At 62.7% G+C, this 19636-nt stretch carries 15 protein-coding genes; 5 read left to right on the top strand and 10 right to left on the bottom strand.

Annotated features, from left to right (window positions below; all coding sequences use genetic code 11):
- Positions 1-15: 15 nt before the first annotated feature.
- Positions 16-1071: an acyltransferase family protein gene (locus tag B0G62_RS15065; RefSeq protein ID WP_167401262.1), complete on the bottom strand. Its 1056-nt coding sequence runs from the start codon at positions 1069-1071 to the stop codon at positions 16-18.
- Between the two features lie 40 nt (positions 1072-1111).
- Positions 1112-2308, bottom strand: coding sequence for an acyltransferase family protein (locus B0G62_RS15060; protein WP_167401261.1), 1197 nt, complete (start codon positions 2306-2308; stop codon positions 1112-1114).
- A gap of 312 nt (positions 2309-2620) precedes the next feature.
- Here B0G62_RS15060 and galU point away from each other — a divergent pair, with 312 nt between their 5' ends.
- Both galU and B0G62_RS15050 read left to right on the top strand, forming a co-directional pair.
- A complete protein-coding gene (galU, locus tag B0G62_RS15055) occupies positions 2621-3526 on the top strand; it encodes a UTP--glucose-1-phosphate uridylyltransferase GalU (RefSeq protein WP_103705012.1) in 906 nt (301 codons plus the stop codon).
- A complete protein-coding gene (locus B0G62_RS15050) occupies positions 3523-4041 on the top strand; it encodes a GDP-mannose mannosyl hydrolase (RefSeq protein WP_103705011.1) in 519 nt (172 codons plus the stop codon). Before galU ends, B0G62_RS15050 begins: the two co-directional genes overlap by 4 nt.
- Positions 4042-4297: 256 nt before the next feature.
- Here B0G62_RS15050 and B0G62_RS15045 read toward each other — a convergent pair whose 3' ends face one another.
- Entirely contained in the window at positions 4298-4639 is a 342-nt protein-coding gene (locus tag B0G62_RS15045; RefSeq protein ID WP_103705010.1) for a zinc ribbon domain-containing protein YjdM, read from the bottom strand.
- A gap of 188 nt (positions 4640-4827) precedes the next feature.
- Between B0G62_RS15045 and B0G62_RS15040 the strand changes: the two genes are divergently transcribed.
- The 3 genes from B0G62_RS15040 (at position 4828) to B0G62_RS15030 (ending at position 8499) form a co-directional block, all read left to right on the top strand.
- Entirely contained in the window at positions 4828-5442 is a 615-nt protein-coding gene (locus tag B0G62_RS15040) for a flavin reductase family protein (protein ID WP_103705009.1), read from the top strand.
- A gap of 93 nt (positions 5443-5535) precedes the next feature.
- Positions 5536-5832 (top strand): hypothetical protein, encoded by a 297-nt coding sequence (locus B0G62_RS15035; protein ID WP_103705008.1) that lies wholly within the window; start codon positions 5536-5538, stop codon positions 5830-5832.
- 96 nt (positions 5833-5928) lie between these two features.
- A complete protein-coding gene (locus tag B0G62_RS15030) occupies positions 5929-8499 on the top strand; it encodes a penicillin-binding protein 1A (protein ID WP_407671177.1) in 2571 nt (856 codons plus the stop codon).
- Between the two features lie 27 nt (positions 8500-8526).
- On the opposite strand, the gene hypD is transcribed toward B0G62_RS15030, so the two are convergent.
- The 7 genes from hypD to B0G62_RS15000 all read right to left on the bottom strand — a co-directional run bounded on the left by hypD (position 8527) and on the right by B0G62_RS15000 (position 19180).
- A complete protein-coding gene (hypD, locus tag B0G62_RS15025; RefSeq protein ID WP_167401260.1) occupies positions 8527-9636 on the bottom strand; it encodes a hydrogenase formation protein HypD in 1110 nt (369 codons plus the stop codon).
- Positions 9633-10097, bottom strand: a complete 465-nt coding sequence (locus tag B0G62_RS31665) for a hypothetical protein (RefSeq protein WP_167401259.1) — start codon at positions 10095-10097, stop codon at positions 9633-9635. Before B0G62_RS31665 ends, hypD begins: the two co-directional genes overlap by 4 nt.
- 486 nt (positions 10098-10583) lie before the next feature.
- Positions 10584-12935, bottom strand: a complete 2352-nt coding sequence (locus B0G62_RS15020) for a tetratricopeptide repeat protein (protein ID WP_103705006.1) — start codon at positions 12933-12935, stop codon at positions 10584-10586.
- A gap of 137 nt (positions 12936-13072) precedes the next feature.
- Positions 13073-14155 carry a hypothetical protein gene (locus B0G62_RS15015; RefSeq protein ID WP_146055292.1) on the bottom strand — a complete coding sequence of 361 codons (1083 nt, stop codon included), beginning with the start codon at positions 14153-14155 and terminating at the stop codon, positions 13073-13075.
- Positions 14156-14232: 77 nt separating this feature from the next.
- The gene (locus tag B0G62_RS15010; RefSeq protein WP_103705191.1) at positions 14233-15606 is read right to left on the bottom strand and encodes a TolC family protein; all 1374 of its coding nucleotides are present in this window, start codon (positions 15604-15606) and stop codon (positions 14233-14235) included.
- Between the two features lie 40 nt (positions 15607-15646).
- Positions 15647-17068 carry an HlyD family type I secretion periplasmic adaptor subunit gene (locus B0G62_RS15005; RefSeq protein WP_103705190.1) on the bottom strand — a complete coding sequence of 474 codons (1422 nt, stop codon included), beginning with the start codon at positions 17066-17068 and terminating at the stop codon, positions 15647-15649.
- Positions 17069-17074: 6 nt separating this feature from the next.
- A complete protein-coding gene (locus tag B0G62_RS15000) occupies positions 17075-19180 on the bottom strand; it encodes a type I secretion system permease/ATPase (RefSeq protein WP_103705004.1) in 2106 nt (701 codons plus the stop codon).
- Positions 19181-19636: the final 456 nt, after the last annotated feature.

The raw sequence follows: 19636 nt of genomic DNA, 5'->3' as shown, positions 1-19636 counted from the left end.
AAGTTGATCGAGCACTCAACGCGCGCTGCGAGGCGCGAGCGTCGTAGCGGCAGGCTGCTCGCGCGTTGCGCGCCGAGCCTTCACGAAGCGCTCGCGTGCGCGGCTGCAAGGCCGATCCACATAAATCGTGATGGCAAACGCCGCCGCATAGGAAAGCAGCACGAGCGGCAGGGTCGCAATCGCGCGCGAAAGGTGCGGCAGCGCCGCGATCTGCGGAACGTAATGCGTGACGTAGAGCAGCGGCAGCCAGTGCACGAGATAGAGCGAGTACGAAGCGTCGGATAGCAGGCGATCGAACTTGCCGCTGCGCACACCGAGCGTGCCCAGTGCGAAAGGCAGCGCCACCGCCGCGAGCGCTGCATTAAACAGCGGATTCCACGTGAGATACAGCGCGCCGCGATGCGCGCCACCAAACAGAACGGGGCGCAACGCAGGCACACAGGCGAACAGCAAGATCACGGCAACCGTCAGCGCACCCGAAGCGAGCGCGATGCGGCGGCGCGGCAGCAACGCGGGATAGCGCGCGGCCAACATGCCCGCGAGGAACCACGGCAGGTAGGACGTAAAGGCACGATCGTAGAAGAGCGCGAACGACGCCAAGCTCACACCCGCGCACAGTACGACGGCAAGCAGCGCGCGCCGTTGCAGCAGCGCGATCACGAATGGCGCGACCAGATAGAACTGCAATTCGATATCGAGCGACCAGGCCGGCACGAGTGGCGCACCGCCCGCCGTGTTGTAGCCGAGAATCACGAGGCTCGATACTAGAGCGAGGGATTCGGGCGGCGTGAACGGCGTGGCGGGAGCAATGATAATCGGCAGTCCAAACGACACCGCGAGCGCGGCGAAACTGCAAAGGAGAAAGACAGGCGCGAGCCGCCACGCGCGTGAAGCGATGAAGGTCGCATAAGGCTCTCGGGTGGCTGAATACTTGTTCTGCCACATCGTGAAGACCCAATAGCCGCTTAGCGCAAAGAACAGATAAACCGGCATGTGGCCGATGCCGAAGCTGGTGTAGTGAAACAGCACGACGAGCGTCGCGAGCAAAAACCGCAAAGCGCCTGGCGACATATTCTTCCCTCCTGGAGCGCTCCGCCGGCCACCCGCCGTTTCAGGCTTCGGATGCAGGGGAACGCGATGTCTCGACCTGCAAGGCAGGGCGCGTGCGCAACAGCGCATCGAGTGCTTGACGCACGCGCGGCGTGTACCGCTCGGTGAGCAGCGACGCGGCGTAGCAGTAGGCATAGACGAGCGCAATGGCCGCCAACAACAAGGCGACACCGCGCGCATCGGGCCGCTGCGCGAAATGCAGGCCGAAGCTTTGCGCCGCTGCTGCGCAAATCAGCAGCAGCGCCGGGAAATGGAACAGATAGGTGGTGTACGAAAATTCGGCGAGTTGCCGGTGCCACGCCGCAAAGGGCAGACCGTGCGCGAGACGGCTCGCGCTCGCGAGCGCCGTCGCGTAGGCGAGTCCAAGCACGAAATCGCGTGCGAAAGCGGCGAACAGATGGGATTCGATGGCGCTCATGCCGTGCGTGAGGCGCGAGGCGGCCAGCGCGAGCGCGAACAACGCGAAGCCCACGAGCGGGTGAGGCCGCCAGGCGCCGGAACGCACCCATCGAAACGTCAGGACTCCGATCAACCACACGACGCCCCACAGCATGACGGAGAACGGCAGCAGCACGGCCAGCGCGCAAGCCGCCGTGGCCCATCCCAGACGGTGGCCTTTCGCGCTCGTGAGCGCATACGCGCCGAGCGCGAATACGCAGTAGTACCACCATTCGCAGGCGAGACTCCAGAGCGGGCCATTGCTGCCGAGTGTCTGCGTCAGCACGCCCTGCATCATGAAGAGATTGCCGAGGAAAGCAGGCAGATTCATCGCGGAGGCGATCACATAAGTGATCGTCGCGATGGGCGGCTCGGGCATCGTCGTATAGATGCCGCTCGCGTTGAACCAGCGCAGGCCCGCGCTATCGAGCGCAATGCCGACGATCAGCGCGGGCACCAGTGTCGTATAGATGCGGCTCGCGCGCGCGGACGCATAGGTGCGCAGATCGGGGCCGCGCTGCTGCCAGCGTTGCAGCGTGGACCCGCCCACGAGAAAGCCGCTGATGACGAAGAAGATCACTACGGCTTCGTGGCCGAGGCCCGTAAAGCAGTACAGCGCGCGCATCGGCATTCCGCCGGACGACGCCGATGCCGATGCCGGGAAATCCGCGAGCACGAGCGCGCGAGCGTGATTGACGACCACGAGCAACGCGGCGAACCAGCGCGACAAATCGAGGAAAGTGCTAAGCCCTGGCTTCATCGTGGCGAATGTCGAGGCGAACGCAAGCGGCCGTCCGCGAAGGCTGAATGGTTCGAACGATGCTACAGGCGCCAATGCGCCGTTGTACGCCAGGGTCTCTGCGTTGTGCGACATCAACACCGGATGGGTGCGCGGGTTGTGGCGCGCGCGTGCGCTGACGCACGTTGGCGAATGAATCGAAGCGGGATTTCGATGCAGTGGCCGTCACTGGCGAGGCATTGGCGTGCGCGCCCGCGCGCGTGCCCATACGCTCGAATCACGGGGCACGACCCGCAACCACGGGACACCCGCCACTACGTCGAGGAAATAACGATGCGCACAATACGCAAGGCGGTTTTTCCGGTCGCGGGTCTAGGTACGCGCTTTCTTCCGGCCACCAAGGCCAGTCCGAAGGAAATGCTGCCGATCGTGGACAAGCCCTTGATCCAGTACGCCGTGGAAGAAGCCGCGGCGGCGGGCGTGACGGAAATGATCTTCGTGACGGGGCGCAGCAAGCGCGCCATCGAAGACCATTTCGACAAGTCCTACGAAATCGAAGCCGAACTCATGAGCCGCGGCAAAACCGAACTGCTGCGCGTCGTGCAGAGCATCAAGCCGCGTCACGTGACCTGCCTGTTCGTGCGTCAGGCCGAAGCGCTCGGCCTCGGGCATGCGGTGATGTGCGCGGAAAAGATCGTCGATGGGGAGCCGTTCGCCGTGATCCTCGCCGACGATCTGCTCGACGGTCAGCCGCCCGTGCTTTCGCAGATGCTCGACGTGTTCGGCCATTACGCGTGCTCGGTGGTGGGCGTCGACCAGATCGAGCCGCACGAAAGCCGCTCGTATGGCGTGATCGACGGTCGCGCGTGGGACGACCGCATTTTCCGCATGAACGGCATCGTCGAAAAACCGGACCCGGCCGACGCGCCCTCGCGTCTGGGCGTGGTGGGGCGCTACGTGTTCACGCCGGGTATCTTCGAACACCTGCACCGCTTGAGCCCCGGCACGGGCGGCGAAATCCAGCTCACCGATGGGATCCTGTCGCTGCTCGAGCGCGAACAGGTGCTGGCGTATCGCTTTCGCGGCAAGCGTTACGACTGCGGCAGCAAGATCGGCTATCTGAAGGCGACCGTCGAGTTCGCGCTGCGCCATCCCGAAGTGGGCGAGGGCTTCGAGCGTTACCTCGAAGAACTGGCGTTTGAGACGGAGGCGGCCGCACAGCGGGCGAAAGTGGCATGAGCGCCGCGCCGCTCACGCTGGTGCGGGCGTCCGGTGCCGAGATCGGGAGCGATGGCTCGCCGGCGCTCGACGAGGGCGAATTTTTGTCCGCCGTGCGGCTCACGCCGCTGGTGGCGATCGACCTGATCGTCACCGATGAAGCGGGCCGCGTGCTGGTGGGCTATCGTCGCAACCGGCCCGCGCGCGGCAGCTGGTTCGTGCCGGGCGGGCGTATTCGCAAGAGCGAGACGCTCGATATGGCGTTCACGCGGATTGTCGAGGCCGAACTGGGCATGGCGGATATTGCGCGGAAGCAGGCATTGTTTTACGGGCTTTACGAGCATCATTACCCGGATAACTTCGCGGGCTGCGTGGGCGTGCCGACGCACTATGTCGTGCTGGCGCACATCATGGCGGTGGAGTATGCGCGCCGTGTCGGGCGGCCCGAGCAGCATAGCGAGTACGCGTGGCTGGCGCCCGATGAGTTGCTTGCGCGCGATGATGTGCATGAGAACACCAAGGCTTACTTCCGCTGAGTTTTATGTCGAGCGGCGCCGCGCCGATGCAGGGCGCGGTTTTCCTTTGCGGACAGGGACTTGCGTGGGTCGTGCAGCGGTTATTAACAGGGCTGTGAACAATTTCTGTGGAAAAGTTTTTGCCGCCGTCGGGCGCCTTTCGCGCGGATCTTAAGGATTTGTTCTTTCGCGTCAGTGAGTTGGCGCAGATTTCCCGGCGTTACCCACAAGGCTGTCCAGAAAAACTGTGGATAACCGCCGCCCAAAAAAACGCCCCTCAAACCTTCCTGACGAACTCCGTTTTCAAACTCATCGCGCCAAAGCCATCGATCTTGCAGTCGATATCGTGGTCGCTGTCCACCAGCCGGATGTTTTTCACCTTGGTGCCCATCTTGACCACGCCGGACGAGCCTTTGAGCTTCAGGTCCTTGATGACCGTCACCGTATCGCCGTCCTGCAGGACGTTCCCGGCCGAATCGCGATAAACCTTCGCCGCGGCTTCTGCCGGCTCGGCCGCCTGAGCCGACCATTCATGCGCGCATTCTGGACAGACATAGGCGTTGCCATCCTCGTAGGTAAACTCGGAGTTGCATTTGGGGCAGGCGGGAAGGGTGCTCATGGGGGAATCCTTGGTATTGACTGAAGCTGAAACGAACAAGAAAGAACGCGAAAGTATACCGTGCGCGATACGGGACCCGTCTGGGATACCCGCGCTCCGGCAGAGTTCCACACCCCATGTCATAGTGTGAGCCGCAATCAATCTGCAATCAATCCGCATAAAATCAGCGACAAATCCGCATAGCCGACATGTCCGACACCTACTTCTATGACCCCGCCGCCGGCCACGGCCTGCGCCACGATCCCTTCAAGGCCATCGTCGCGCCGCGCCTGATCGGCTGGATCTCCAGCCGTTCGCAGGACGGCGTGCTCAACCTCGCGCCGTACAGCTTCTTCGGCGCCTTCGCCACGTTTCCCGCCGTGATCGGCTTTTGCAGCGAAGGCCGCAAGGACAGCATCAGCAATATCGAAGCCACCGGCGAGTTCGTCTGGAATCTCGCCTCGCGCCCGCTCGCCGAGCAGATGAACCGCAGCTCCGCGCCGGTCGCCGCCGATGTCGATGAATTCGCGCTCGCCGGTCTCACGCCCGCGCCGGGCCGCAACGTCGCGGTCCCGCACGTCGCCGAAGCGCCCGCCGCCCTCGAATGCAAGCTGTTGCAGATCGTGCGCCTGAACGCGCTCGACGGCACGCCCATGGACAACTGGCTTGCGCTTGGCCAGGTGGTCGGCGTGCATATCCGCCAGGAATATCTGAAGGACGGCCTCTTCGATACCCACGCCGCGCAGCCCATCATGCGCGCCGGTTATCGTGCCGACTACGCGCAGATCGGCGAGATGTTCCAGATGGTGCGCCCCAGCGCCTGAACCGGGGTGGCCCGGGGTGGCCCTTGCGTTGCCCCCCATGCCGCACGCGCCGATAATGTCCCCACATCGCGCGTCGCGCGGGGGAGACAGTCCATGCAATCTCCGACCGGCTCGGTCGTGGCGCTCAGCTCAGCCGCCTCGACGATGTTTTCGATCGGCATGATCTTTCTCGGCTACTGGGGCCTGCACGAGCCGGCGCCGTGGCGCGTCGGCGACCGCGTGATCGTGGTGCTGGCGCTGGCGGGCTTCGCGTGCCTGGGCAGCGTGCCCTGGCTGGCCACCTCGCCCGCGCCGCCTGGCGACGAGCGGCGTTTCCTGCTCGCGCGCCGCGCGTTTGTCGCGGGCGCGAGCGCAGTGTGGTTGTCGATTGCGCTATCGCTGATTCTTTAGCGGCGTCGGCGCCCGGAAAGTCGGCCCGCGTAGTTTTGGTACGATGCACGCTTTGCCAGCCATCCTGTTGCCCGCGTGAAGCGTTCCGTGTCGTTCATCCGCGCCCAAGCCGCGAAGTGGTCCTCCCGCCTGAAGCCCCTGTTGTCGCGAGTCTGCGCGCTCGTGCGCCCGCGGCTCGCGCAGGGCCTCCATCATCTGCGCCATCCGACCCGGCGCGGCGTGCTGACCGCCGTCGCGGCGGTGCCCGCGGCCATCGTCCTTTACGTGCTGGTGCTGATTCCGTTTACGCCCAGCATCGGCGACATCCGCAAGGCGCGCGTCGATCAACCCGCGCAGATTCTTTCGGCGGACGGCAAGGTGCTTGCCGAATTCAAGCCCTCGAACCGCGAATGGGTGCCGCTCGCCCAGATCTCGCCGCACATGGTCGATGCGCTGATCTCGACCGAGGATCACCGCTTCTACGAGCATCACGGCATCGACTTCAAGCGCACGGCGGGCGCGGCGCTGCATACGTTCTCGGGCGATCGCCAGGGCGGTTCGACCATCACGCAGCAGCTCGCGCGCAATCTGTATCCCGACGAGATCGGCCGCGCGCCCACGCTCACGCGCAAGATCAAGGAGGCGATCACCGCCTTCAAGATCGAGGCCGTGTACAGCAAGCCGCAGATTCTCGAAACCTATCTGAACACGGTGCCGTTCCTCTACAACGCGTTCGGCATCGAGATGGCGGCGCGCACCTACTTCGGCGTGTCGGCGGATCAGCTCACGGTGCTGCAGGCCGCGACGCTCACCGGTATGCTCAAGGGCAACGCCTACTACAACCCGGTGATTAATCCCGAGCGCGCGCTCGCGCGGCGCAATACCGTGCTTTCGCAGATGGTGAAGTACGGCAAGCTCACGCCGGCGCAGTACGCAACGCTGGCGAAGAAGCCGCTGCGTCTGGACTTCGAGCGTCAGACCGAGCCGCCCGGCCCCGCGCCGCATTTCGCCCAGCAGTTGCGCAAATGGCTGATCGCGTGGGCCGACCGCAACGACTACAACATCTATTCGGATGGTCTGGTGGTGCGCACAACCATCGATTCGCGTCTGCAGGCGATGGCCACGGCTGCGCTCAAGCAGCACGCCAATCAACTGCAGGGCATCGCGAACGGTGCGTGGAGCGGGCGCAACGGCTGCTCGGCGGATAACGATCTGTTCAAGAGCTTCATGCGCGAGACGCCCGATTACAAGGCCGCGCACGACGCGGGCGCGAGCGACGCGGACGCGCTCAAAAAGCTCGCCGCCGACCGCGATTTCATGCGCGGGCTGTGCAAGGCAAAAACCGATGTGCAGGCGGGTTTCATCGCGATCGATCCGCGTGACGGCCAGATCAAGGCCTGGGTGGGCAGCCGCGACTTCCAGGACGAGCCGTTCGATCACGTGCAGCAGGCGCGCCGTCAGCCGGGCTCGACGTTCAAGGCCTTTGTGTATGGCGCGGCGTTCGCCAACGGCGCGAAGCCGTCCGATACGATCATCGACCAGGCCGTGGAAATGCCACTCGAAGGCGGCGAAATCTGGCGTCCCAACGATGATGTGCCGCCCAGCAACAAGCCGATGACGCTGCGCGACGCACTCGCGTTCTCGCGCAACCGCATCACCGCGCAGGTGATGCAGGCCGTTGGCCCGGACAAGGTCGCGCGTCTCGCGCGCGCGATGGGCGTGCGCGACAGCCAGCTCAACGCGGTGCCGTCGCTCGCGCTCGGCACGAGTCCGGTCACGCTCAAGGAGATGGTTTCCGCGTACAGCACCATCGCCAACGACGGCGTCTATCTGGAGCCGCGCATGGTCACGCGCATCGAGGACAGCAAGGGCGACGTGCTCGCGGAATTCGGCAGCGCCTCGCCCGAGCGCGCGCTGTCGGCTGACGTCGATCGCACACTGCTCGATACGATGCGCGACGTCGTGAATCGCGGAACGGGTTCGAGCATCCGCACGCGCTTTGGCATTCGCGCCGATGTGGCGGGCAAGACCGGCACGACCCAGGACAACGCCGACGGCTGGTTCATCCTGATGGACCCGCAACTGGTGGCGGGCGCGTGGGTGGGCTTCGACGATGGCCGCGTCACGCTCAATAGCGATTACTGGGGGCAGGGTGCGCGCAGCGCACTGCCGATCGTCGGCGACTTCTTCCAGCGTGCGCTGCGCACGCGCATCGTCGATCCGCGCGCGCGCTTCGATACCGAAGTCACGCCGGGCGCCTTCGAGCAGTTCCGCGACCGGCTGAAGACATGGATGGATTCGCTGTTCGCGTCGAAGCAGGCCGAAGCGCCGCGCCCGTCCACGCCGATCAAGCGCGCGCCTGCGCCGGAACCGGCTGAAGTGCCACCGTCGAGCGGCGTGCAGGCGGCGTCGGCGTCGGCGGCGGCTGCGCCAGCGACGGCTCCCGCGGCGGCATCGGAGGCGGCTGCGGCGTCGGCGATCCTCAACGGCGTCACGCCGCCTGGGTCGAACATGCCGCCGATCCTCGGGCCGTCGGGCGCCTCGCAACAGGGTGCGCCCGCGCAGCCGTCGTCGCAACAGCCGCCGTATCCGTCACAGGAGCCGTCGCTGGCGCCGACGCCGACACCCGACGACGCCGATTCGAGCGGCGGTGCGCCGGCCCAGTACACGCCGCCGCAGGGCAACTGACGCCGTGACGCGACGCGCGAGCGGCCGTCAGGACGCTCGCGCGCCGAAGTGCTCGCGCCCGACGCATCCGTTGACGCGAATGTCGACGTTCCCGGCGAGCCGCGCGCCCAGCGGCGTGAACGGCGTGCAGATCGCGCTCGCGTGCCCGTGTGCGGCGAGCGCCGGTGCATCGGCCGCTGCGCTGTCAGTCGCGCTCTCACCCCACATAAGCGGATAGCGCCGCTCGGCATCCCATTGCGCGAACGCGCTGCGCAGCGCCAGCGCACTGCGCGGCACCGCGCCAAGGCCGCGCCAGACGAACGACTCGCGCACTTCGAACACTTCCTCCATGAGCCTCTGTGCGTTCGTGTCGCCGGCTTCGGTCACGGCCCGCGTGTACTGATTTTCGGTATCGGCGCGGCATTCGTTGATCTGCCCGACGAGCATCAGCACGGCCTGCAACACGTCGATCGCCTGCGGGCCCGCGATCACGACCGGTTTGACGAAGTCGCCCGAAATCGAACGATAGGGCGTCACGCCGATGACCTCGCTAACGTGTGAAGGCGCGATGAAGCCATTGATCTGCACACGCTCGCCGATGCCATCGTCGGCGACCAGATGGCGCATGGCCGCGGGCGTCAGCACGTGGTCGCTGAGCACGTTGAAATTGGCGCACCCGAGGGCGCGGGCGTCTATCAGCGCTTCGGCTGTCGCGGGCGCGGCGGTCTCGAAGCCGGCGGCGACATAGACGATTTCGCGATGCGGCTGGGCGCATGCGAGCGCGAGCGCATCGCCGATCGTGCCCGGCACCTGGATGTCCGCGCCCGCCATCCGTGCTTCGAGCAGGTTCGCGTGGCGCGCGCCGGGCACGCGCAGCATGGCATCGCTCACGCAGAGCGTGACGTCGTGCGTGCGCGCGAGATCGATCATGCGGTCGATGCGGCTGGCGGGCAGCACGCATTCGGGGCAGCCCGGCCCGTGAATCAGCTCGATCTGCGGCGGCAGCATCGCGACCAGACCGTGGCGCGCGATCGCCAGCGCGTGGCTGTGGCAAAAGCTCATCAGGCGATAGCGGCGGCGCAACTCCGCGGCGGCATGGATGCGGGCGTTCAGGCCGCGTGCGAAGACGTGGTGGCGGATGTCGTCGGTGAGTTTCATTTCGCGATGGCCTGGCGGTGCAGAACCGAGAAATAGCGGATCAGCCCAGCGTGTGCATGGATCGCGTCGAGTTCTCCGCGCGCGATGGCGTCGAGCAGGTCGAGCGCGGCGTCGATTTCGTGCGCGTGCCCGGCGTCGATGACCGCGCGCGCCGCGCCGTCCGAAGCCAGCACCCACGCGCCCGTGGCCAGCGGGCCGGTGCGCGCGAGATCGAGTGCGCAGGCGCCGTGACGCGTGACGGCCTGCGCGGCCAGACCTTCGGCGCATACGATGCGGGCGGGCAGGCCGGGGCGGCGAGGCGTGAGGGAGCCTTTGGCTGGCGAGGCGGCGAAGCGGGTGAGTCGAAGCATGACGTCCTGGGCACGGCGCGCTGGTTTGCGCGCGCTGAAAATGAGCGCGAAAGTTAGCAGCATCTCGTAAGCCGACTGCAGCACGGTGCGGCGGCCGTTGACCTTGCGCAAGCTAAAAAGCGGCTAGCGCCATGCTGCATAAAGGCCCGGGGCGCTGGCAGACCGGCGCGCCACTGTGCCAAAACGTTGCCTTATGTTGCGGCTGACGGCGCGCGGTGGAACGATCGGGCGTCCGGTGTGGTCAAGGATTGTTCAAAGTCCGTGGATAACTCGTCCCCCACGGCGCTGAATCCCACGCCACAAGCCTTTGCGGGCCATGTGCGGGGGAAACAGGCGTTCCCCACACTCCCACAAACATTATTCCACCACGTTTCCCCAGTGGGAATGGTCCGACATATTAAACAGGTGTCTTGTAAAAGATACAAGCTAACGGCAGCTCATTAGCCATTTCTACAAGTCACTTGTGAGACGGGAGGGCCGACAGGCTGGTTGTGCATGGTGCGCTGCATCTGGCATGGGGGATGACCTGGACATTCCCCCCGCCGCGCGATGTTAGGGCTACAGTTCGCGGTGGTTGCCCTCCCCATCCGTACAGCTTTACTCGTCCCTTTCGCGCCGACCTTCGCAGTACTCTTGCCACATTGCCCGGTATGCCTGTTCGATGTCTGCCGCGAATCGTTGCGCATCCATTAGCGCCGATGCTTTCAAACGGGCTCTTAACAGTCCGCGCAAAGCAGAGAGACGGGGCAAATTGCCTGCAAGCGCACAAGCCGCACGCACAAATTCGTCGTCGGAACCCGCGGCGAGTTCGGGCATCCCAAGATTCCCGGCGATACTCCTGCCGCCTCGACTTATGGCTGAGCGCCCGGCTAGCGTGATGACAGGGACACCCATCCAGAAAGCATCCAAACTGGTCGTATGACCGTTGCACGGAAAGGAGTCAAGCGCGAGATCGATGCGATGATAGGTTTCCAGATAGGCGCGGCGGGGTTGTCGACCGACAAGCAGCACACGTGAAGGATCAATGCCGTTTGCGCCATATCGCTCGATTAGATGATCGCGATGTACACCCCGCGGCGCCAAAACCAGCAAACGAGACGCGGGTACAGCGGCAAGGACACCAGCCCAAAGGCGCAGAGAGTGGTCGCTGAACTTCGCCGGGTTATTGAGACAACCGAAAGTGAACGGAGCGCCATTTGCAGCAGGCAGATCGTTGATAGCCAAGTGCTCTACCTGAGGGTCGTAGCACCAGAATGCATGGGGCAAGCGAATTGTCCGCTCCGAATAAAATGCGTCCCGACCCGGCTCGTCCTCGGGGTCCAGCCATGGGTCCGACAGACGGTAATCCATCGCGGGACTGCCGGTTGTACCAGGATAGGCAAGCCAGGCAACCTGCACAGGCGCAGGGCGCCGCGCAAATAAAAGGCGTCGACAACCCTCCATGTGCATGGTTAAGTCAACGAGTATATCGATGCGATCGACATGAATTTGTCGCGCGAGCGCGTCATCGTCAAGCGCGTGAACGTCGCGCCAAACATCGGCTAGGTTCCTGATTGCCGCGGTCGTACTATCCGGCTGCCTGACACTCGAGTAGCAAATGATTTCAAAATTCGCGTGATCGTGCTGGGACAACAGCGGTAGCGTGAAGAGCGACTGACAATGCGAGTTGAAATCAGGTGAAACGTAGCCGATGCGCAAACGCCGACCCGGTCTACGGTCGTTCGGCTCATCACGAGTACGCCCGATTGCAAGGACCGGAGCCTCGTGTTGTGCAACAAACCGGCTACACTCGTTCAGGATTGCCTTGGGGTCATCAGTCTGAAAAGGAAGCGCGAAGATGAGGTTCGCATGAGCAACGATGTTGCCCGGATCACACTCAAGCGCATGTCGCAAAGCAAGGATCGATCTCTTTGCACATCCCATGGCGAGGAAGACATTGCCAAGAACCGCGTGCGCATTCCCAAGTTCAGGATTCAGATCGATCGCCCTACGCAGCGCTCCCAAAGCTTCGGCTGGATCGTCATGCGATAGTAGATGCCCAAGCTGATACCATGCGTTTGCATGATCGGGCTTCAGTGCCACTGCTCGCTTTAGCATTTCCACGGCTTCATCCACGCGCTGGCGGCTAAGCAAGACGCCAAGGTTGTAGTATGCGCTTGCAATGTGCGGATCAAGTGCAATGGCCTTGCGCGCAGCACTCTCGGCTTCGGCCTGATTTGTCGTTGAAAGCACATGGGCGAGATTGGACCAGGCTACCGCAAAACCAGGGTCTAACTCCACAGCTCGCGTAAGTGCGACCTTAGCTTCGTATCGCCGGGAATTTGAGAACAGGCGCCCTAATGCATTCCATGCGGGCGCGAAGCTGGGATCCAACTCGACTGCGCGTCGCAGCGCTTTTTCCGCCACCTCTGGTTCAGATTGCTCGAGCAGAACGCCGAGGTTGAACCAGGCTCGCGCGAAGTTGGGCCGCAATGCAATTGCTCGCTCGTATGCCGCTCGTGCTTCCTCGGGGCGGCTCGCGTGCAGCAGATTTCCGAGGTTGTTGTGTGCTTCCACGAGTGAAGGCGCAAGCTCGATTGCCTGCCGAAGATGCGCCTCCGCCTGGTCAGAATCTTCGGGACCAAACGTATTGGAAATATAGAAGTGAGCAGCCGCAAGCGTCGGATCAAGTTCTAGTGCACGGCGAAGGGTCATGCGCGCATCATCAATGCGGCCTTGCTTGAGTAGCGAACCAGCGAATTCCATCGCATCGCGAGGACTCGTGCTGTATGCGAGCGCGTCACACAAGGACGCTTTAGCCGCTCTGGTCTGCCCAGCGGAGAACGCTATCAGGCTCGCTAGATAGTGCGCCCTGGCATTTTCTGGTGAGGTGGCGATTGCCGCTCGGCAATGCTTTTCGGCATCGGAAATAAGACCTGCGCGCCATGCGGCGAGTGCGGCGTCACACATGATCCAAGGTTGTTTTCGTTGAAGGCCGACGTTATAGACGCTGGAACGTGCGATTGGCTCCACCAACCAAGGGGGGGCCGCGTCCAGCCCTCCCTTAGGCACCAACCGCTCTACAATTGGAACGGATTAGCGAAGTCCTACTGATGCGCGGATGCAAAGAGCGACGCTTCGACCGGCGCCTGCGCCGCAACTGTCGATGTGATGCCCGCAGCGCCACCCGAATACGAGGCCATTGCCGATACAAGCTGGCTCACCTGGTTATTCGCAGTAGTGTCTGCACCAAGACCGGATTTCATGTTGGAGACCGTGACAACATTTCCGTTACCGAGTCCGATTAGAGCTACGCCGTTTTGAACTGCAAATGACGAGGCATTCATCGAGATATTGCCACTTGCGTCTTCCTTCACGAAGTAACCGCCGTCCGCCTGAATCGTCTCCGCGCCATTGGCAGTATTGAAAGACACGCTGTTGTTGCTTCCGTTGATGTTAAGCGTCCCCCCCGATCCGAGGACAATCTGATTACCATCACCAATGGTAATCAGGTCGCCACGGCCTTGAGAGTCATCAACTAGCCGGTTCGATCCCACTGAAACAGTATTGCTCGTGCCTGAAATCGTGACGGCACCGACACCGATGCCTCGGTCATAGATGTTGTTGTTGCTACCCGCCACCGACACAGCGCCGTGAGCTTCGATTGAATCGCTGCTTCCTGAGACAATGGCAGACGCGTCGGTTGCCACAAACGCGTAGCCACCCGTCATGTTAATCCTGGAATTTACCCCGGCGGTTACGTTCGAATTGACTCCCACAGTGATTGTGTCGTTTTGCCCATTGCCGGAAAGGGTATGTCCACCACCAGCGTCCCCGTCGATGATGACGCTGTTGGCTCCGGCGGATATGACGTTGTCCGAGCCCGACACGACGATTTCCGCACCATTGGCAGAAGATCCGAGCACCGTGTTTCCCGACCCCACGATTCGGATGTAGCCCTGTGTCCCGAAGGGGATACCTGAACCGCTTTCCAGAAACACCAAATCGGATGAGCCATAAAGCGTCATCCCCGCCCCACTTTGTACATCAAAAGTAGTATTGTCGAGCGTGTACGACGCAGCGTTGTCGGTAACAGAAATGTAAGAAGCGCCCATTAGTACTCCCATGATATGAGCTTTAGTTTTCCAGACCAGAATAACCCAGCCTGGGCTGATTGGAAGCTTGACCATGAAGACCCAGCTTCACAAACCATAAAATCAAAAATTGACTGAATCCACGTACGGAAAACAACGACGATGAAATATCGTCATTGCAAATCCTTTTTTCCTAGCGTCCCGAGTTTCGACGCCATGTCAATCCTTGCGTTATCCCATTCTGCAAGCGACTGGACCCTGCGCTGTTTTGCATTCGCCAGCGCCGCCTGCGTGTTCATCAGTTCGAGAATGCTTCCCACACCCGCGTCGTAACGATGCTTCGCGGCCTCCCAAGAACGGCTTGCAATCGCAAGCAGGTTCGCGCTGTTTTGCGCGTTCTTCGTTGCGCTTTCGAGCGTCTGGTAACTCACCCACACATCCAGCGCCACTTTCTGCCGCGCTTCGTCGATCGCGTCCGCCTGATGCTCGGCCTGCGCTCTCGCCTGGTCGATCTGGTAATGCCGCCCGAACCCCTCGAACAGTGGAATGCTCATCTGAACGCCGACATATGCGTCATGTCCTGTCGACGAATACGTCGCCAGCCCCAGCCCCATGCTCTGCGGCTGGTTGTTTCGGCTGTACTTCGCCACCAGGCTGATACTCGGCAGCCCCTGCGCGCGCGTCTGCGACATTTTCGCGACCGCCGCCTCATACTGAGCCTGCACGGCACGCACCAAGGGATGCGTCGCCTGCACGTCACGGATCATCTCCGCGACGGACTCACTGAACGTGCGGTCCGTGCGCACGCCCTCGGTCACAGCTGGAACATCGAGCGGCACGTCGGGCGCGAGGTTCATGTCCGATGCGAGCGCGCCCAGCGCCGTCTGCGCATCGCTCTGCGCCTTCGTCAGGCTGAACACAGCCTGTTCGTGCTGCGTCTGCGCTTGAAGCGCGTCTGTGACAGGGGCTACGCCCTTGTCCGTGCGTGCCTGCGCCGCCTGCATGCTCTGGCGCGTCATGGCCTCCACGTCCTGTGCCGCCTGAAGTTCGCCAATGGCGGTCTGCGCTGCGTAGTAATCCTTCGCAGCCTGCGCAAAGAACGCCTGCAACGTCGCGTCCTGGCTGGCGCGCGCCGCATCGAGTAGCGCGTTCGCGTTCTTCAGCGCAGCCTCACGCCCGCCGAAGTCGTATAGCAGCCAGTTCAGGCTCACACCTGCCGTACGCGTGAACGCGTTGATGTCCTCGCTGAGCGCCGGATGGTTTTCGATGTCGATCACTGAGCTTTCGCGCACGCCCTGCCAGTTCGCCGATATCTGCGGCAGATAGGCCGCACGGGCCGCACCGACACCCGCCGCCTGCGCCTTCACCGCAGCCCATGCCTCGCGTGTTTTCGGATTGCTGCACAGCGTGCGCTCGACGGCTTCGTCGAGCTTCAACGGACGGCCTGGCGCTGCGCCGAGTCCGCAAACCGGTGCGAACGAACCGGCCGCAGTCGCGGAAATGTTTTGTTCGGCGCGCAGCACGTCGATTGCATGGGCCGTGTTCATCGTCGCGATACACGCAACGAGCGCCACCAACGTCTTCCGGTTAGCGCTCACGCATACCCTCCCGTGCCGTACGCATCAACGGATCAAGGAAGTACCCGATCACGCTGCGCTTGCCCGTGCAGATATCGGCCGTCACCGCCATGCCTGGAGTCAGAGTGATCCAGCGGTTGTCGATGTGGATGCGGTTCGTCGTGAGGCGGATGCGCACCGGAAACGTGAGTCCGAGCTTTTTGTCCTGCACGGCATCGTTCGAAACCTCAGTGATGGTCCCGTCCAGATACCCGTAACGCGTATAGGGAAACGCTTCAATCTTCACCGCCGCGCGCTGGCCCACCTGCACGAAGCCGATGTCGCGGTTGGCGAGCCGTGCCTCCACTTCGAGCGCGTCGTCGGGCACGATCTCCATCAGCGCCTGCGCCGTCGTTACCACGCCGCCCAGCGTGTGCACCGAGAGCTGCTGCACCGTGCCCGCCACGGGAGCAGTCAGGCTCATGAGCGCCTGGCGCGTGGTCGCCTTGGTTTCGTCGTCGCGGCTCTGCGTCGCCTGCTGCGTTGCCTTCTCCAGCTCGTCGAGCTGGTCGCGACGGAACTTCGACGCCGTCGCGTCGACCTGCGCGCGCTGCTCCGCAATCGCCGCCGCGAGTTCATTCGCGTGGGCACGCTGCGCGGCGAGTTCATGTTCTTTATCGAGCGCCGACTGTTCCTTGTCGAGATAGTCGTTGCGCGCCACGTATTTATCCGCGACGAGTGCACGGTACGCATCTGCCTGCTGGCGCGCGAGTGGCGCGGTCTGCGCAAGCTTCGCGATCTCCGCGCGGGTGCTGTCCAGTTCCGCCTGCCGCTTCGCCAGTTCGGCTTTCCCGCCCTCGTACTGGTCGCGGTATTCGAACCACGCGCCTTCGGCATGACGCTGTGCGTCCTGCATGCGCGCGGCGGGCGCGTCGTCGACCCGTGCCACGACCGGCACGCGGCCGACCTGCTGCGCGGCAAGCAACGCATTGACACGTGCGGCTGCGAGTTCCGCATCGAGCCGCGACATGTGCGCCTTGTCGGCGTCGGCAGCGGCCTGCGTGATGTCGAGTTTCATCAGCAGATCCCCTGCTGCCACGCGCTGACCGTCCTTCACGCGAATCTCACGCACCACGCCGGTAATCGCCGGCTGGACGGTTTTCACGCGTGCATTCGGGATGAACTGACCGCTGGCCGTCACCACGATATCCAGCCGTCCGACGATACCGATGAGCAACGCGAGGACGCTGAGCAGCACGAGTATTCGCATCGTCCAGCGCGGCGCGGGATGCACAGGCGTCTCAACGAGTTCCAGCTCGGCGGGCAGGAAGGCAAGCTGGTCGGCATCTCGTGTGGGACGCTCGAGCTGCGCGCGGATCTGCCAGACCTCGCGCCAGACCGCCGCATAGCGGCGCAACAGGTCGGTGAACGCCTGAATTTTCATCGGTTGCATGTTCACTTAGGCATCCTGAATGGAAACGAGGTGCGCATAATAGCCCCCGTGACCGAGCAGGCTCTCATGATCGCCCTGTTCGACGATTTTTCCGTGATCCATCGCGAAGATGCGGTTCGCGTGTCGCACAGCGCTCAGCCGGTGCGCGATGATGATGACCGTGCGGCCAGCACAGATCGACTTCATGTTCTCGCGAATGATGCGTTCGGTCTCGAAGTCGAGTGCGCTGGTTGCCTCGTCGAAAATCAGGATGCGAGGATTCGTGAGCAGCGCGCGGGCGATAGCAAGACGCTGGCGCTGTCCGCCCGAGAGATTGCTGCCCTGCTCGCCCACCACCGTGTCGTAGCTTTCGGGCAGTTCGCAGATGAAGCCGTGCGCGCCCGCGAGCTTCGCTGCCTGAATCACGGCCTCGATCGGCGCGCCGGGATCGGTCAGCGCGATGTTATCGCGCACAGAGCGGTTGAACAGCAGATTCTCCTGCAGCACCACGCCGATCTGCCTGCGCAGCCACGTTGGGTCGACCAACGCGAGATCCTGGCCGTCGATGCGCACGGTGCCCTGCTCGGGAATGTAGAGCCGTTGCAACAGCTTCGTGAGCGTGCTCTTGCCCGAGCCCGAACGACCGACAATGCCAATCACCTGTCCGGCGCGGATGTTCAGCGACACGCCATCGAGCACGGTCGGGCTGTCGGGGCGATAGCGAAAGCGAATGTTATCGAACTGCACGTCGCCGCGAATTGGCGGCAACGTCTGGCGCGTCTGCGGAATCTCGGTGCGGGTGTTGAGGATATCGCCCAGACGCTGCATCGAGATGCCGGTCTGCTGGAAGTCCTGCCACAGTTGCGCGAGACGCAGCACGGGCGCGCTCACGCGCTGCGACATCATGTTGAAGGCAACGAGTTCGCCGACGCTCAGCCGTCCGTCGATCACAAGCCGCGCGCCGATGAAGAGCGTACCGAGCATGACAAGCTTGCCGACGAGCTGGATAAGCTGCTGGCCAACGTTGCCGAGCTGGTTCACACGAAAACCCGCGCTCACGTAGGCCGCGAGCTGCGATTCCCAGCGCCGGATGAACTGCGGCTCGACCGCCATCGCCTTGACCGTTTCCACGCCCGACACCGATTCGACGAGAAAAGACTGGTTGTCCGCACCGCGCGCGAACTTCTCGTTCAGACGCGCGCGGAACGCGGGCACGAGCAGAGCGGAGACGATACCGTAGACCGGCAGCGAGGCCACCACGAGCATAGTGAGCCAGCCGCTGTAGATGCACATCACGCCGACGAAAACGAACGAAAACGCTATGTCGATGACGGCCGTGAGCGCCTGGCCAGTCAGGAAGTTGCGGATGTTTTCCAGTTCGCGCACGCGGGCGACCGTATCGCCTACACGGCGCGCTCCGAAATACCCGAGTGGCAGCGCCACCAGATGGCGGAACAGGCGTGCGCCGAGTTCGACGTCAATGCGGTTAGTCGTGTGCGCGAACACGTAGTTGCGCAGGCCCGTGAGCAGCACCTCGAACACCGACGCAACCAGCAACGTGATGCAGACGACGTTCAATGTGCTGTAGGTGCGGTTCACAAGCACCTTGTCCATCACAACCTGGAACATCAGTGGCGAGACCAATCCGGACAGTTGCAGTACGAGCGACACACCTAGCACTTCGAGAAGCAACTTTCGGTAACGCACAATCGCAGGGATGAACCAGGAGAAGTCGAAGTGCGCGAGTTCTCCGGCGAGCGAAGCGCGAGATGCGAATAGCAGCATCTGGCCTGTGCTGCGAGCCACGATCTCCTCTATAGGCTTTACGGTCGGTGCCGCGCTACCGGGCTCGAGAATCAGTGCGGTCTTTCCGTCTGTCTTCGCGAGGATGAAGTGATGGCCCTGGCCGTCGAGAACGAGCGAGGGCAATGGTGCGCCAGCCAGCCTTTCCACACGCAGGACAACTATGCGGGCCTTTAAACCGAGGCGGCGCGCCGAAAGCACGATATCCTTCGCGCTGAAGCACCCGGCGTCCACCGCAGCTGCATGTTTGAGTTGGGCCGCGTCGGCAGCGATATTATGGAATCGGGCGATAGTAACGAGGGCAGATAGCCCAGGGTCTTCGTATGTCACTGATATGTAATCCTAATCTAGTTGCGTTGAGAGGGATCCGCGCGAAACGATATTCAGTCAAAGGGACCATGGAGTTTCCAGAATCAGAAAAGCGCCAAAAGTCAACGCGACTACCAGGATATTAACCAACCGACAATATAGTTGAGAGACTAACTTTCTTTTTGGTAGAAAAGAAACTGAAATCCGACAGAAATTTCGTGAACCCTCACGATTTTCATACGTAATTGTTGTACGTCAAATCTCCACCCATGCAGTAAGAGATTTGAAAGAACATCGAAATGCTTATATTGGAGGCACCTGGATTCCATATCGGCGACACCATAGTATTTAGTTATCCAAAGTTAATTGCCGGATATTCTTCACACTCAGTCTCACGCCCAGCAGTTCCAGCGTATTCACAAGGATGGGTTCGTTCATGTTTTCAGACGTGAGGTTGGAAACGGACGCGGCAAGGCC

It is taken from the genome of Paraburkholderia eburnea (assembly GCF_002917095.1).
GTDB lineage: Bacteria > Pseudomonadota > Gammaproteobacteria > Burkholderiales > Burkholderiaceae > Paraburkholderia > Paraburkholderia eburnea.
The sequence above is the reverse complement of the archived record's forward strand: the minus strand, read 5'-3'. Positions and strand labels throughout refer to the sequence as shown.

Excerpts from the sequence above, each read along its gene's own strand:
- B0G62_RS15035 (WP_103705008.1), top strand. The coding sequence starts at position 5,536 with ATGCAATCTCCGACCGGCTCGGTCGTGGCGCTCAGCTCAGCCGCCTCG.
- B0G62_RS15005 (WP_103705190.1), bottom strand. The coding sequence starts at position 17,068 with ATGCAACCGATGAAAATTCAGGCGTTCACCGACCTGTTGCGCCGCTAT.
- B0G62_RS15050 (WP_103705011.1), top strand. The coding sequence starts at position 3,523 with ATGAGCGCCGCGCCGCTCACGCTGGTGCGGGCGTCCGGTGCCGAGATC.
- B0G62_RS15020 (WP_103705006.1), bottom strand. The coding sequence starts at position 12,935 with ATGTGTGACGCCGCACTCGCCGCATGGCGCGCAGGTCTTATTTCCGAT.
- B0G62_RS15010 (WP_103705191.1), bottom strand. The coding sequence starts at position 15,606 with ATGAACACGGCCCATGCAATCGACGTGCTGCGCGCCGAACAAAACATT.
- B0G62_RS15065 (WP_167401262.1), bottom strand. The coding sequence starts at position 1,071 with ATGTCGCCAGGCGCTTTGCGGTTTTTGCTCGCGACGCTCGTCGTGCTG.
- B0G62_RS15040 (WP_103705009.1), top strand. The coding sequence starts at position 4,828 with ATGTCCGACACCTACTTCTATGACCCCGCCGCCGGCCACGGCCTGCGC.
- galU (WP_103705012.1), top strand. The coding sequence starts at position 2,621 with ATGCGCACAATACGCAAGGCGGTTTTTCCGGTCGCGGGTCTAGGTACG.
- B0G62_RS15015 (WP_146055292.1), bottom strand. The coding sequence starts at position 14,155 with ATGGTCAAGCTTCCAATCAGCCCAGGCTGGGTTATTCTGGTCTGGAAA.
- hypD (WP_167401260.1), bottom strand. The coding sequence starts at position 9,636 with ATGAAACTCACCGACGACATCCGCCACCACGTCTTCGCACGCGGCCTG.
- B0G62_RS15045 (WP_103705010.1), bottom strand. The coding sequence starts at position 4,639 with ATGAGCACCCTTCCCGCCTGCCCCAAATGCAACTCCGAGTTTACCTAC.
- B0G62_RS15060 (WP_167401261.1), bottom strand. The coding sequence starts at position 2,308 with ATGAAGCCAGGGCTTAGCACTTTCCTCGATTTGTCGCGCTGGTTCGCC.